At 42.2% G+C, this 15,140-nt stretch carries 13 protein-coding genes and 1 tRNA gene; 7 read left to right on the forward strand and 7 right to left on the reverse strand.

Annotation, left to right across the window (positions count from 1 at the left end):
• Positions 1-161 precede the first annotated feature (161 nt).
• Both LKM37_00410 and tpiA read right to left on the reverse strand, forming a co-directional pair.
• Positions 162-243, reverse strand: a tRNA-Leu gene (locus tag LKM37_00410).
• Positions 244-322: 79 nt separating this feature from the next.
• Entirely contained in the window at positions 323-1,096 is a 774-nt protein-coding gene (gene tpiA, locus LKM37_00415) for a triose-phosphate isomerase (protein MCI1719490.1), read from the reverse strand.
• Between the two features lie 49 nt (positions 1,097-1,145).
• On the opposite strand from tpiA, the gene LKM37_00420 reads away from it, so the two are divergent.
• The 7 genes from LKM37_00420 to rpmH all read left to right on the forward strand — a co-directional run bounded on the left by LKM37_00420 (position 1,146) and on the right by rpmH (position 7,916).
• On the forward strand, positions 1,146-2,174 hold the full coding sequence (locus tag LKM37_00420; protein MCI1719491.1) for an iron ABC transporter permease: 1,029 nt from the start codon (positions 1,146-1,148) through the stop codon (positions 2,172-2,174).
• A gap of 4 nt (positions 2,175-2,178) precedes the next feature.
• Positions 2,179-3,003: an ABC transporter ATP-binding protein gene (locus LKM37_00425; GenBank protein MCI1719492.1), complete on the forward strand. Its 825-nt coding sequence runs from the start codon at positions 2,179-2,181 to the stop codon at positions 3,001-3,003.
• A 23-nt stretch (positions 3,004-3,026) separates the two neighbouring features.
• The gene (queD, locus tag LKM37_00430) at positions 3,027-3,479 is read left to right on the forward strand and encodes a 6-carboxytetrahydropterin synthase QueD (GenBank protein ID MCI1719493.1); all 453 of its coding nucleotides are present in this window, start codon (positions 3,027-3,029) and stop codon (positions 3,477-3,479) included.
• A 16-nt stretch (positions 3,480-3,495) separates the two neighbouring features.
• Positions 3,496-6,336 (forward strand): DNA polymerase I, encoded by a 2,841-nt coding sequence (gene polA, locus LKM37_00435; GenBank protein ID MCI1719494.1) that lies wholly within the window; start codon positions 3,496-3,498, stop codon positions 6,334-6,336.
• Positions 6,308-7,012 (forward strand): sigma-70 family RNA polymerase sigma factor, encoded by a 705-nt coding sequence (locus tag LKM37_00440; protein MCI1719495.1) that lies wholly within the window; start codon positions 6,308-6,310, stop codon positions 7,010-7,012. Before polA ends, LKM37_00440 begins: the two co-directional genes overlap by 29 nt.
• The gene (gene rsmG, locus LKM37_00445; GenBank protein ID MCI1719496.1) at positions 7,012-7,692 is read left to right on the forward strand and encodes a 16S rRNA (guanine(527)-N(7))-methyltransferase RsmG; all 681 of its coding nucleotides are present in this window, start codon (positions 7,012-7,014) and stop codon (positions 7,690-7,692) included. The genes LKM37_00440 and rsmG overlap by 1 nt, the downstream gene beginning before the upstream one ends.
• Before the next feature lie 71 nt (positions 7,693-7,763).
• Positions 7,764-7,916 (forward strand): 50S ribosomal protein L34, encoded by a 153-nt coding sequence (gene rpmH / locus LKM37_00450; GenBank protein MCI1719497.1) that lies wholly within the window; start codon positions 7,764-7,766, stop codon positions 7,914-7,916.
• Positions 7,917-8,009: 93 nt separating this feature from the next.
• Here the strand turns inward: rpmH and LKM37_00455 are convergent, their stop codons facing one another.
• From LKM37_00455 to serS, 5 genes are all read right to left on the reverse strand, one after another.
• Positions 8,010-9,101, reverse strand: a complete 1,092-nt coding sequence (locus tag LKM37_00455; GenBank protein MCI1719498.1) for an RluA family pseudouridine synthase — start codon at positions 9,099-9,101, stop codon at positions 8,010-8,012.
• A gap of 19 nt (positions 9,102-9,120) precedes the next feature.
• Positions 9,121-10,020 (reverse strand): PASTA domain-containing protein, encoded by a 900-nt coding sequence (locus tag LKM37_00460; protein ID MCI1719499.1) that lies wholly within the window; start codon positions 10,018-10,020, stop codon positions 9,121-9,123.
• 88 nt (positions 10,021-10,108) lie between these two features.
• Positions 10,109-12,916 (reverse strand): outer membrane beta-barrel family protein, encoded by a 2,808-nt coding sequence (locus tag LKM37_00465; GenBank protein MCI1719500.1) that lies wholly within the window; start codon positions 12,914-12,916, stop codon positions 10,109-10,111.
• 152 nt (positions 12,917-13,068) lie between these two features.
• Positions 13,069-13,806 carry a crossover junction endodeoxyribonuclease RuvC gene (gene ruvC, locus LKM37_00470; GenBank protein ID MCI1719501.1) on the reverse strand — a complete coding sequence of 246 codons (738 nt, stop codon included), beginning with the start codon at positions 13,804-13,806 and terminating at the stop codon, positions 13,069-13,071.
• 55 nt (positions 13,807-13,861) lie between these two features.
• Entirely contained in the window at positions 13,862-15,136 is a 1,275-nt protein-coding gene (gene serS / locus LKM37_00475; GenBank protein MCI1719502.1) for a serine--tRNA ligase, read from the reverse strand.
• Between the last annotated feature and the right edge of the window lie 4 nt (positions 15,137-15,140).

Raw genomic sequence — 15,140 nt, forward strand, 5'->3', positions numbered from 1 at the left:
ATAATGTACTCGTTATGAGCTTCCGTTGGGCCGATTTACGCCCAACGTAGCCTTGCAACAGGCTGTGAATACGATAGTTAACGTTTTTATAGCCTATGAGATTCGCGGTGCCGCAAGCAAAAATAAAAAGAGCAGAGGTTTTCCTCTGCTCTTTTCTCACGTGCGGGCGAAGGGACTCGAACCCCCACGCCGTTAAGCACTAGATCCTAAGTCTAGCGCGGCTACCAATTACGCCACGCCCGCATTCCCGCTTAATTGGGACTGCAAATTTAACTACTTTTTGTTTTTGTGCAAATTTAGAGTAGTTTTTTTGCAGCGGTTTTTAGTAGCTTTTAGCTATCGCGATGAAATCATCTGCCTTTAAAGATGCGCCGCCGATAAGACCGCCGTCAATATCTTTCTGGGCAAACAGCTCTTTTGCATTGGAAGGCTTGCAGCTTCCTCCGTAAAGAATTGAAGTCTCTTCTGCCTGAGCGCCAAACTTTTCAGCCAATGTCTTTCTTATAAAAGCATGTATTTCCTCTGCCTGGGCGCTGGTTGCAGTCTTGCCTGTTCCTATTGCCCAAATTGGCTCATAAGCAACAACAATCCTCTTCATCTCATCGGGAGTCAAATCAAAAAGGACCTCTTTAATCTCCTCGCCTACTACATCAAAGTGCTTCCCGGCCTCTCTTTGCGCAAGATTTTCTCCGCAGCAATAGATTACGGACAAACCGTTTGCAAGGGCAAGTTTCATCTTCTCTTTTAATATTGCATTTGTCTCATGATAGTACTCTCTTCTCTCTGAATGTCCTAGTATAACGTAAGTTACCGGGACAGATGCAAGCATTGCGGCTGAAACTTCTCCGGTATAAGCCCCTTTCTCCTTATCTGCGCAATTTTGAGCACCCAGGGAAATTTTGCTTTTGCATACAGGACAGGTAATTGCAGCAAGCTCTTTGCTTACAGGGTAAAGATGCGTGAATGGAGTATTTATTATAAGATGCACATCCTCAGGTACATCTCCCAATTTTGCAACAATCTGTTTTGCAAGTTCTACGCCTTCTGCAACTGTAGTATTCATTTTCCAGTTTCCGGCAACAATTTTTCTTCTCATAATCATGTGTTTTAATAACCGGAGCAAAATTATATATTTTTTTAACTTTGTGGAAATCTATAAATCTGACAAAGGAAACATGAAGCGCAGGACTCTCTATTACATAATTTTTGCAGCCGCGCTTGTTTTGTTTTTTGCGGCGGACATTCTTTGCGGCTCCGTGGATATTTCAGTAAAGGATTTATTTACAACATATATTGGAAAGGACATTTTAGTTCACTTCCGCCTGCCAAAGGCCATTGCTGCGCTATTCTGCGGTATTGCGCTGGGCACCTGCGGCTTGCAAATGCAGACTCTGTTCCGCAACCCGCTTGCAGATCCATACATATTGGGAGTAAGCAGCGGCGCAGGGCTTGGAGTTGCCCTCTATCTTATGGGGATGTCATGGTTTGGCGTATCGGCTGAAAACACTATATTTCAATCATTTGGAATAGCAGGTTCCGCTCTTGCCGGGGCGGTGCTTGTTACGATGCTTATTTTGTACGTATCCAAGAAAATGGAGGGGAATCTCTCTCTTTTAATCTTTGGAGTAATGATTGGCTTTATAGCGGGGGCGCTTGTTAATCTGCTGCAATACACCTCTAATGCTCACGCACTTAAGACTTATGTGCTTTGGACAATGGGAAGTTTTGCCGGACTCACGACAGCACAACTTATTATTCTGGGAGTCATGATTGCGGCCGGCATTGTACTATCTATCAAGAATATAAAGGATTTAAACGCGATACTTCTGGGAGAAGAATATGCGGCATCACTGGGTTTGGATGTCAAGAAAATCAGAGTCAGAGTACTGGTTTCCACAACATTGCTGGCAGGAGGAGTTACCGCATTTTGCGGCCCTATAGGATTCCTGGGAATTGCAGTACCGCACATTGCGCGCTTTATTTTTAAGGATGCAAATCACCGCGTGCTGGTGCCTGCCACCATTTTAATTGGAGCGGCAATCACTTTATTTGCAGATACCATATCGCAAATCCCCGGGAGCGGAATGGTGATTCCAATAAATACGGTAGCCGCATTGCTGGGCATACCAGTGATACTTGTAATACTCTGGAACGCAAGGAAATACTCAAATTGAGATAATGTCAGAACTGCTTAAAATAGAGAACTTAACTTTGGGCTTTGGAGAAAAAGTCATCTTCAGAAACATTAATGCTTCTGAGGAGAACGGCAGCTTTATTGCCCTCATCGGTTCCAACGGACGGGGGAAAAGCACTCTGTTAAAGACTCTTGCGGGACTGGGCCCCATTTACAATAAGAAATTAATTAATAATCCCGACAGTTTGCAGCATTCGGGGGAAGGCAGCATCTTGTACAAAGGCAAAAAAATAGAGCAATACACCAAGAAAGAATTTTCATCTTTGGTCTCATTTGTATTTCCCAACGGGCGCCGCACCAACAATCTGTCGGTAAAAGACATGTTGAGCATATACTGCTACTACAGAACAAATTGGATTGGCGCGCCGGGAGAAGATGAAGAGAGAAAAATTTCAAAAGCTTTGGAACAAGTTGGGCTGTCAGGGTTTGAAAATAGAAATAGTGCCAGCCTAAGCGATGGTGAATATCAAAGAGTTACAATAGCAGGAGCATTGGTGCAGGATAGCGAGATTATTTTGCTGGATGAGCCGACGGCATTTTTGGATGTTGCAAATAAATTCACAATCACTAACTTGCTAAAGGAAATTGCACGCGCAAGCAGAAAGCTGATTATATTCTCCACTCATGATTTGCAGCTTGCAATCGGCATGTGCGACAGATTGTGGATAATGGCGGAGGATGGTTTTTATACAGGTGAGCCTCAGCAACTTATTGCTGAAGGCATAATGGATAAGATGTTTAAAGTTCCTGGATTAACATTTGATAAAACATTAAAGAATTTCACTTTCAAAAAGATTGATAAAAAATAGACATAGGTTTTGGAGGGAGCAAAATGGCAATTTTAAGAATTACAAAAGAGTTTAGATTTGAGTGCGCACACGCTCTTAAGGGATATGACGGCAAGTGCAGCCATATACACGGGCATTCTTACACTCTGAGAGTTACAGTAAAAGGGGAGCCGATATCGGACCCTAAATCTCCAAAGTACGGCATGGTGATTGACTTTAATGATTTAAAGAGAATTGTCTGCGACAATATTGTGGACAAGTTTGACCACGCTCTTGTGCTTAGCAGGGAATCTCCTTTGGTTGAAGAGATTAGCAAAGCGTACGGCAACACGGTAATTACAGACTTCCAGCCAACCAGCGAGAATCTTGTTGCATATTTTGCCGCGCTGATAAGAGATGAATTGCCTGAAGGCGTTGAGCTTTATGCACTTAAGTTGGGAGAGACTTCAACCTCTTCCGCACGCTGGTACGCAGAGGATAACAAGCCAAAGGAATAAAGCAGAGCCGGCTATAATGGATAAGATTTTTTTGATAGACGGACATGCGCAGATTTTCAGAATGTATTATGCATTCATGCGACATCCTTTGATTAATTCCAAAGGTGAGGATACTTCCATCCTTTTTGGATTTACTAAGATGGTGCTGGAACTTATTAATAAAGAGCATCCTACAAATTTGGCCGTAGTATTTGACGCTCCCGGAAAAACCTTCCGGCATAACGTCTTCAAAGAGTACAAGGCAAACCGCCCCCCTGCGCCGGAGCTTGTTATTCAGGCTCTTGAGCCGCTGCAGGAAATTTTGAAGGCATTAAATATACCTGTCGTGATGATAACAGGAGTTGAAGCGGATGATGTAATTGGCTCAATGGCAAAGCAGTGGGCGAATGACAGCAGACAGGTCTATATGGTCACTCCGGATAAGGATTACGGACAAATTATTCAAAAAAATGTTTTCCAATATAAACTTCCAAAGGGCGGAAACGGAGATATTGAGGTAATTGGAACGGAGCAGCTCTGCGCACATTACGGAATTAAAGACCCTGCTGGAGTCATTGATATTCTGACTATTTGGGGAGATTCATCAGATAATGTTCCGGGAATAAGAGGCATTGGAGAAGTTGGGGCTAAGAAGCTAATTGGCAAGTACGGAACATTGGAAAATGTTATGCAGCATATTGGGGAGCTGAGTACAAGTATCCAGAAACATATTAAGGAGTCTTCTGAAGAACAGATAAAGATGAGCCGCTTCCTGGTTACAATTAAAACTGATGTGCAGTTGCCTGTAACCGAGGAGGATATAAAGATTGCAAAACCTGATTCAACGGCAGTAAATGAAATCTTTGCAAAGTATGAATTCAATTCCCTGAAGAAAATGATTCCGGGATTTGATTCCGGCGCCGCGCAAAAAAATCCTTTTGCAAATTCACATCCTGCAGTACACGGACCTGCCGCGGAAGTTGAAGATTACCCGGCAGACCAGGATGGAGGAGACTATCCGTCTGACTCAGCGACAGATGATTATCCGGTTGATAATGAGCCGGAGCAAAAATCTGACGTGCAAACAAATACGGAAAAGAGAGAGAGGAAAGTTTTCACAATTCCGGATGTTGAATTTTGCTCTCTGGACAAAGTTGCAATGTCGGCAAAGAAAAATAAGGAGGTTGCAATTTTGATGACCGGAGAGAATTCTTTGACGCTTTGCGCACCAGATAATTTTACACATATTATTGAAAATTTAGATGACCTTCAGAACACGTCCGACTACCCTATCCTAAACGAATTGCTCTCAGAACCAAGCATTTGCAAAACAGGTGCGGATGTAAAAGAGATAATAAAAGCCATAGCCGGGAAAACGGAGATTAAAGTCTGCGGAGATTTATATGATGTTCAGCTGATGCATTATGTACTAAATACAGAGATTAGCCACAATGTAGATTTCATTGTTAAGCAGCAGCTGGGAATTGATATTGAGTCAATTGCATCAAGCAAAGAGGAGACCAAAGATTTATTTTCCAACACTCAGCAAGAGACTGATGAGGAGAAAAAGGAGAGAGAGAAAAAGAGCGCAACAATATGCGCGCTGATGCTGCCGCTGAAAAAAGAGCTGGAAGAAAAACTGTCGGGAGACAAAGTATATAAGGAGATAGAGATGCCGCTGATAAGTGTGCTTGCGCAGATGGAGATGAACGGCGTAATGATTGATACCAAGCAACTTAAGGAGTACAGCAAAGAGCTTACCATCCAGATGAATGAGATTGAGCAGGAGGCGCGCAAACTGGCGGATGATGCCGCAATCAACCTGTCATCTCCTAAGCAAATTGGTATTCTGCTTTATGAAAAATTAAAGCTGAATCCCAACGTAAAAAAGAGTGTCAAAGGAAATTATTCAACGGATGAAACAACGCTGAATGAATTGAAGGAGAGTCACCCTATTGTTGGAAAAATACTGGAATACAGGAATCTTAAGAAACTGCTCTCTACATATATAGATGCTCTTCCGCTATTGATTAATCCAAAAACAGGAAGGGTACATACCACTTTTAATCAGTCGCTTACGGCAACTGGCAGATTAAGTTCCAATAACCCCAATCTGCAAAATATTCCGGTACGCACGGAGAGAGGCAGGGAGATAAGAAAGGCGTTTGTCCCTTCTAATCCCGACGGTTGTATTGTTTCAGCCGATTATTCTCAGATTGAACTTAGGCTGATGGCTCACATGAGCGGAGACCCTGACCTGATACAGGCATTCAACAGCGGCAAGGATGTTCATGCATCAACTGCCGCGAAACTTTACAATGTGCCTGTAGATGAGGTCACTGCAGAGCAGCGCAGAAAAGCCAAGACAGTTAATTTTGGAATTATTTACGGAATCTCCGCGTTTGGTCTTGCCGAGAGAATGGAGATTCCAATGAAAGAGGCAAAAGAATTTATTGACACATATTTTAAAACTTATCCGGGGGTGAGCCGCTATATTGCTGCAACCATAGAGACTGCGCGCAAGAAAGAGTATGTAGAAACTATCTATGGCAGAAGGCGTTACCTTAAAGATATAAACTCCCGCAATGCCAATGTCCGCAAGTTCAATGAGCGCAACGCCGTCAATGCCCCGTTGCAGGGGAGCGCCGCAGATATCATCAAACTTGCTATGATTCACGTCTTTGCAAGGATGCAGGCAGAGCATCTTAAGAGCAAGATGGTGCTGCAAGTTCATGATGAACTTGTGTTTGATGTAATCCCTTCTGAGAAAGAGGCAGTTATGAAGATTGCCAAAGAAGAGATGGAAAATGTTGTTAAGTTAAAAGTCCCTTTAACGGTAGAATGCAGCTATGGCGAAAACTGGCTCCAAGCACACTAGCAGTGCTTATATAAAGCTCAGCGACAAGGAATTAATTGAACTTGCCCGCAGCGGAAAACAGATGGCCTTCACTATTTTGTTTGAACGCCACCATATTGGACTGATGAATCATATTAACAGCATCCTTATTGGCAAAGGCAATGTAAAATCCTCAATAAGAGAGGATAGCTTTGAACCGCAGGATGCATGCCAGGTCACATTCAACAAGGCCTTCAGCAACATTAACCTGTACAATCCAAAGTATAATTTTTCCACATGGCTGTATAATATTGCAAGAAATACTGCACTGGATTATGTCCGCAAAAGAAAAAAGGAAATAGATGATTCTGCAGAGGGTTTTAATGATAAACAGGACATTAGCAATATCATTGCCGGGCCAAAAGATAATCCGGAAGAGAAACTTATCGGGAGCCAGGAAACAGAAGACGTGATGGCTAAAATTGATAAGTTGCCAAAAATTTACAAAGAAGTAATGTGCCTGTTTGTAGATGATTATGCTTACGAAGAAATTTCCAAGGAGCTTAACATTCCTGTAAGCAGCGTCAAAGTGCGCCTTAACCGTGCAAAAAACATGCTGGCCAAAATGTTCCCCGATAATCCGCTTGCACAAAAAAGACGCAGGAAAAACAAAGAAGGAATGAAAAAAAAGCAGAAAAGCAAAAAAGGAGATAATTAATGGAAGAGCTGATATTCAAATATTTTCCAAACTTGTCAGATACACAGAGGGAGCAGTTTAAAATGCTGTTTCCTTTGTATAAAGATTGGAACAGCAAAATCAATCTTATCAGCCGCACTGATATTGATAATCTGTACGAGCACCACGTTCTGCACTCTCTTGCAATAGCTAAATTCTTTGAGGATGAGAAAATTGCAGAAACAGCACATACAATTATGGACGTAGGCACCGGAGGCGGATTCCCCGGAGTTCCGCTTGCAATCATGTATCCGCAGATGAAGTTTTTACTTGTAGATTCTACCGGGAAAAAAATAATGGTTGCCGATGAAGTATGCAAAGCGCTTGGACTCAAGAATGTAACGGCAACTAAGGCAAGGGTTGAGGAGCTGGACTTGTCAGATTATTTTGACGGTTCCGCAGAGTGCGATTATATTGTTTCCCGCGCCGTAGCTGCATTGGACAAATTCATTCCGTGGGTTAAGGGAAAATATTCCGATGGAATAATTTACTTAAAGGGCGGAGATTTGGATAAGGAGATAAGAAGCGCTGCAAAGCAAAATGGAATATTAAGAGGAACTGTCGGGATTACGGAAATCACAAAATGGTTCCCTGCCCCCTATTTTGAGGGTAAAAAGGTGCTGTTTTTCCCGCGCAAGCAGAAAATGCTGCCGCACAGGTAGAAAATTTTGCCAATTAAAAAATAAAACTTACTTTTGCACTCCAATTCTGAGAATTATAAAAATATAAAGATATGAAACGCACATTTCAGCCATCAATACGCAAGAGACGCAACGCGCACGGATTTAGAGAGCGTATGAGCACTCCAAACGGAAGAAGAGTCCTATCTGCAAGACGCAAGAGAGGAAGGAAGAAATTGACTGTATCATCAGAGAGAGACTTTTAGTTCTCCCGACAGATATACAAAAAAAGTTGAAGTAAAGTGTCCGAAATCCGGGCACTTTTTTTTTGCATCAGCGCGGAAATGTAATTTGACCTGCTACTTTGAGCTCTTGCAATACTCTCTCATCTTGGCAATTACAGCAGTCATATCGGGAGGAAGAGGACTGTCAAACATCACCTCTTTCCCGCTGGACGGATGAATAAAGCCTAACGTTTTTGCATGCAATGCCTGCCTTGGAAGAATCTCAAAACAGTTCTGAATGAACTGCTTGTACTTGGAGAACACTGTGCCGGCCAGAATTTTATCTCCGCCGTAACGTTCATCATTAAACAGCGGATGCCCGATATGTTTCATGTGAACTCTTATCTGATGAGTCCTTCCCGTCTCCAGAATACACTCAACAACAGTAACATATCCAAATCTCTCCAACACTTTAAAATGAGTTACCGCATGCTTTCCAAAAGAGGCATCCTTAGTAACTTTAAACCTCATCCTGTCAGAAGGATCCCTTGCAATATTTCCATCTATAGTCCCGCTGTCCTCCGCAATATTTCCCCAAACAATGGCAACATATTTTCTCTGAATTGAATGGTCAAAAAATTGTTTTGCAAGTTTCATCTGCGCCTCTTCATTCTTGGCTATCACCAAGATACCGGAAGTATCCTTATCTATTCTGTGAACCAGAATTCCGCATTTAAAATTCTCTTTGTCAACAGCTTTAGCCACCGGCTTATCTCCGTAAGTAAGGTGATATGCAACGGCATTTACAAGCGTTCCGGAAAAATGTCCGTGCCCCGGATGCACTACCAAACCAGCTTGTTTGTTGATAATCAGCACATCATCATCTTCATAGATAACATCCAGAGGAATGTACTCCGGCCCAATGTCACTTGTCTGCTTCTCATACGGAAAGACCAGGGTAATGACATCCAGAGGTTTAACACGATAATTTGATTTCCCGGGCTTGCCGTTTACAAGAACGTATCCGGCATCAATTGCCATCTGCACGCGGTTGCGGGAAGTCTGCACCATGCGTGCGGTAATAAACTTGTCCAGCCTGATTTGAGACTGCCCTCTGTCAGCTATAAATCTGTAATGTTCAAAGAGTTCCTCTACGCTGTCATCATCAGCTTCAGAGACATTCTCTTGCATCCCGACAGTTATATCTTTCAAATCCTCTTTTGACATTGCAGCAGCCGGCCTCTATCTAATTTTCCGGTTCAGATGTTTTGGTAGAATCCGCAGATGCCTTCTTGGTGGTATCAGCCTGAGGCTTAGGAGCTGCCAAAGGATGGGCTGCTACATATTTTCTCTCCCTTTCCGCCAGCTCTTTATTCAAAGTCATGTATACGGTTACTCCTGTTCCCATGGTAACCGATACGTTATTTGAAGCCTGAGGAATTTGCTTATACACAAAGGCTTGCATTGTATCTGCAAAATTATGGACAGTATTGTCAAAAATCATCTCCTTAAGATTCAGGCAATTATCTATCAGCGCCGGCTTTACCTGCTGATAATTGGACTCCAGCAAATCCGGAACATGAGTAAGACAATCGGAAGAATTAAGACCTACGCGCAAATCAATTTCACTCTCCGCAGGAAGACTCTCTCCCGGAGCAATATTTCTACCCTGATACATTTGGGCAAGTACGTTATTTGACGCTATATCAGATACATAGATTAATTTTCCTACCTGCAGCTGAACTGCGGCAAGAGAACTTTGTGCCTGCCTTAAAGAGTAGCCAACAAGGTTTGGAATGCGAACCATCGTTGCAATACGCGCATTGATGCTCAACATAATTGTTCTGTGTCTTTTTACCTTGCTGCCCGCCTCCGGATTTTGCTTGAAGACAACACCCTTCTTCATCTGAGGCACGTAAACGGAATCAGTAATCTTCAGCTGCAGATGGCTTTTCTTTGCAAGGGCCTCCGCTTCATCATAAGTCATATTCGTAAATGACGGTACCGTAAGCACTTGGCCATGCCTTGTCACAACTTTTAACAACGTAAAAAGTATAACCAGAGTAAGCAGAGCCGCAGCCACTGCAAGCACAACCTGCTTGAGAGCCCACTTTCCGTCGGAAGAACTATCTGTCCGTTTTGTCATAAATAACGTTTTTAAGATTAACGCATTAAAGTAGCGCAAAGGTAACAAAAAAGCCGCGTATAAACGCGGCTCTTTTTCATTCTCAATTTTAATGACGGTGCATCCCCATCGGACCTCTTCCGCCAGGACCGCCCGGCCCCATTCTCATTCCGCCCTCTCCTCCAAACTTGCCAAAGCGGTATGTAAGTGTGAACATAACATATCTGCCGAGAGTATTGTTGCTTACATCTTGAACGTAGTTTTCGGTTGTTGTTCTGTATGTGCTCTTTGCGTTATCCAACATATCATATACGGAAATTTTAAATGTAAATGCATCATGCAGGAAACTCTTGGAAATGCTTGCATTCCAAATTGTTTGAGAATCTCCGTAACCTGCGGAATAACCTCTGTAGAATGTGTATCTTATATCTGATGAGATGTTAAAATTCTTTAAGAAAGTCCAGTTGGCCGAGCCGCTGATTGAATTTGTCCATGTTGCAACTTTATCTAAAGTACTTACGCTGTACCATGCATTCTTATAAAGGACGCTGCCGCCTACCATAAGTTCCAAATTATCTGTTCTATACTGCAATCTTAAATTTTCTCTTAGGTTCCATATCTTTGTCTCGTTCTCTACATAATTTCCTTTGCTGGAAACATAGCTGACGCTGTTACCATAACCAGTCATAAAGAAATTTGTAACACTAAAATCGCTCTTGGCTATTCTTGAGTTAAACATTACGCGGGCGCTAAAATTATAAATGCCTTTATTTGAATTTACATACCTGTTGTGAAGCACTCCGTCATCTGTGTAAACCTTCTGATTAATGATATTATCCTTAGTGTATGATGCGTCCGCCATTATGCCAAACCAGCTCATATTCTTTTTGTTATTGGTACGGTAATCAACGCTCAAATCATGATTGAATGAAGGATTCAGTCTGTCGTTACCTTCCGTAACTATCAAAGGATTGGAGTTATCTGCTATCGGGAGCAACTGATTTAGACTTGGCTGATTTGTTCTGCCCTGGTATTCTATGCTCATGAACCTGCTTTCTGAAAATCTATAATCCAATCTGGCGGAAGGGGCAAAATTTACAACGTGATATGTTGTATCCCTGCCGCGGCCGGTACTCTTTGTAGTTGAAGGCTGTACGGAAAATCCAAACATAAAGTTATACTTATCCTCCTGCTTTCTCAAATCAATTTCCGCCCTTTGAGAAATAAAATCTCCGGTATAGTCATTAGTATACGCACTGTCTAAATCACTGTATTTCTGGGTGTTCTTGTCAAAATTAAATGTAGATTTTGATGTCTCGCTCTTGCTATATGAATAGTTGTATGTCCCCTGCAAGAAATAATTTCTACCCAAAGGTTCTGTGTAAGAAGCTCTTACGCTAAGAGTATTGCTCTTTTGTACCTGATGATATTTTTGGTCTATAGTATAAGTACTGTCTATAATATTGTTCTCAAAATAATTTGTTTCAGAATTATTATATCCGTCAACAACATTGTGAGAATGGTCATATCTTAATCTTACTGTCATTGTGCGTCCCGGTTTCCAAAGTCTCTGCCTGTACAGCAAGCTGCCTCCAACCTGCTGAGACTTGTTGTCTCCAAATGAAAGGCTATATCCTCTGTTGGTAGAGTCCAAATCTCTTATTGTCCGGAAGTTATTGCTTTGATCAAAAGAGCCGTCGCCAAATTTCAAATACGGGCGGAACACAAATGATGTTGACTCAGACGGAGTGTACTCAATCTCGCTATTGAAATTATGACCGCTTGTAACAGTATTCTCTTTGCCGGACTCATTATTGTAAAGACTGCTTGTATCAGACATCATTGTAGTCTTATTTTTTATCTCATCCACATTGTTGTTAGCAGTTGAATACATGTAACTTGCGTTTATTTTCCACTTCTTGTCATCACTCTCTGTATTGAGATTGGTTCCAATCATTTTAGATGCCGTAACGCCGCTGCCAAAAAAAGACATGCCTCTCATTCCGTCGCCGCCTCCCATTCCGCCATTATTTCTCATGGCAGACATCATGGAACCGGCCATATCAAAGAATCCTCTGTTGTTAGTATTATTGGCGCTGCCAATGATACTTATCTGTGTTTTCTTAGTAAACTTTCCAACCATTGCCGTCCCTTCATATCTCTTGTCGCTGCCATAGCCGCCGCCTAAAGTTCCAAACCATCCGTTCATCATTCCCTGCTTAAGACTCAAATCCAGAACGGTTTCCTCATCTCCGTCATCTATTCCGGTAAACTTTGCCTCGTCAGATTTTTTCTGCACAACTTTCACCTTCTCCACAATCTTGGCGGGCAAATTTTGCGTTGCAATCTGCGGATCATCCATAAAAAATGTCTTTCCGTCAATCATGATTTTTGAAATGGTCTTTCCGTTTGCAGTAATGGTTCCGTCAGATGAAATCTCTACGCCCGGCAACTTTTTCAAAAGTTCCGCAAGCATATCAGTTTCATTTGTCTTAAATGAATTTGCATTATACTCAATTGTATCTTTCTTAACCGTCATCTGATTTCCCGCAGCCGTAACTACTATGGAATTCAACTGATTATGGCCGTTAAGATAAACGGTGCCAATGTCATTTGCTCCTTTATGAACATCAAAAGTATGACGATACTGCCTGTAACCCACACACTCTATCAGGACATTTGCCCTTCCTATTGGCGCGCCTTTTATAATAGCAGTTCCGGTACTATCTGACAAAGCATATTTTTTTGCAACCGTCTCACCGATGTACTTAATAGACATTGTCGCAAACTCAACCGGAGCTTTTGATGCGCTATCCAGAACTACAACCTTAAGAGTATTCTGTGAATAAGCCTTTGTATATGAAGTGCTTAGAAACAGCAGGACAACGGATGCAAACAGCAATAATTTTTTAAACATAAGTTTAATTTTAACGTTAATTTTTCAGCGCGCCAAAGTAATTACAAAAGCGCAGTTTTTAGACGCAAAAAAATAGAAAAAGTTAAATGGAAGAGTCACTTTTTTTTGGTTTGCCGACAAACTAACTTTATTTACCGACAAAACAATTAATCTTATTTTTTATTCCCGACAGATTTTACCCTTTTCTCTTTTCCTTCTTTTACACTCTCAATTGTTCTGCCAGGATTAGCGCTGACAAAAGCCTCCCAGCCACCTTTGCCCTTGTGCCCTGAACTTTTAACATTTCCAAGTCCCATCTTGCCCATTCTCATGCTTAAGGCGGCACCTTTCTGATTCACGTTCACGGTATAAATCCCTGATTTTGACATAGCTATGTTAGCATCTTCCCGTGCGGCAGCCGCAACAAGACTATGCTCCTCATAATAATGACAAAGCGCAATTGCCAGGGCATCAGTAGCATCCAGATATTTAAGAGTACAATTAAAATTCAGAATTCTCTGCACCATATTGGAAACCTGCTCCTTAGAGGCAGAACCTTTTCCGGTAACGGCAAGCTTTACGCTGCGCGGCTGGTACTCAAAAATTGGAATATCCTTAAGGAGTCCGGCGGAAATTGCAGCTCCCTGCGCCCTCCCAAGCTTAAGCATAACCTGCGGATTCTTCCCATAGAAAGGCCCCTCAATTGCCATTAAATCAGGCTTATACTTGCGGATTATCCTGGATACGTCAGCAATAATTCTTTTAAGAACAAGAAAATGGCTCCCCTCTTTTGTGAGATTAACAATTCCTAAATCTATAAGCTGCGGCTTGCCTGCGGAAATACGAATGACCCCAAAACCAAGAATCCTGGTTCCGGGGTCAATTCCTAATATAACTTTCTCATTTTCCATCTGCGGCGCAAATATAACTTTTAATTATCTGTCGCGACAGAAAAAAATTAAAATTTTAGCCTATGATGTCAAAGCCTGTAAATTCCTGCAATGCCTTAGGTATCTTAATTTTGCCGTCGGGAGTCTGATTATTCTCAATCAGAGCTGCAAGAATTCTTGGCAATGCAAGAGAGCTGCCGTTTAAAGTGTGAGCCAGCTTTATTTTGCCGTCATCATCTTTATACCTCAGCTTCATTCTGTTAGCCTGGTAGGTCTCAAAGTTGGAAACGGAGCTGACCTCCAGCCATCTCTTTTGTGCGGCGCTGAAAACCTCAAAGTCATAAGTAATTGCAGAAGTAAAGCTCATGTCTCCTCCGCAAAGTCTTACAATTCTGTAAGGCAGCTCAAGTTCCTGAACAAGCTTCTCTACGTGCTCAACCATTCCGTCCAAAGCTTTGTAAGAAACCTCAGGCAATGAAAGCTGCACTATCTCAACCTTATCAAACTGATGAAGTCTGTTAAGTCCGCGAACATCCTTTCCGTAAGAACCGGCCTCTCTTCTAAAGCACTGAGTATAAGCGGTCATCTTAACGGGGAAGTCTTTCTTTGCAACTATGCAATCTCTGTAAATGTTTGTAACGGGAACCTCTGCAGTTGGAATCATATAGAACTTGTCCAGCCCTACATAATACATCTGCTCGCTCTTATCGGGAAGCTGTCCTGTGGCAAACGCAGACGCCTCATTTACAACCAATGGCGGCTGTACTTCCAAATATCCGTCTTTAATATTTCTATCCAGGAAAAATGAAATAAGAGCTCTCTGAATCTTTGCACCTTTTCCAATGTAAACAGGGAAACCGGCTCCCGTCAATTTTACTCCAAGGTCAAAATCTATGATATTTAAGCTCTTGGCAAGTTCCCAATGTGGTTTTGCATCTGCCGGAAGCTCAGGAACTTTTCCTCCCATCTTTACTACGACATTGTCATTGGCATCTTTCCCTTTTGGAACATCCTTGCACGGGGTGTTAGGCAAAAGAACCAGCTGGTCAAGCTGCTGTTTGTTAAGCTCATCCAGTTTCTTCTGAAGAGTCTCGGAATTTGCCTTAAGCTGCGCAACCTGCTGCTTGGCTTTCTCCGCCTCATCCTTTTTACCTTCCCTCATGAATCCGCCAATTGTCTTTGCAGCAGCATTTTGCTGAGCAAGGTTGGCATCAAGTTCTGTTTGAGTTGCACGTCTTTGCTCATCTATCTTAAGAATGTTGTTCACAATCTCCTTAGCGTCAAAGTTTTTCACCGCCAGACGTTCTATGACAAAATCGGGCTGCTCGCGCAATAATTTTAAAGTCAGCATATTA

Source organism: Bacteroidales bacterium (genome assembly GCA_022647615.1).
Lineage (GTDB): Bacteria > Bacteroidota > Bacteroidia > Bacteroidales > UBA932 > Egerieousia.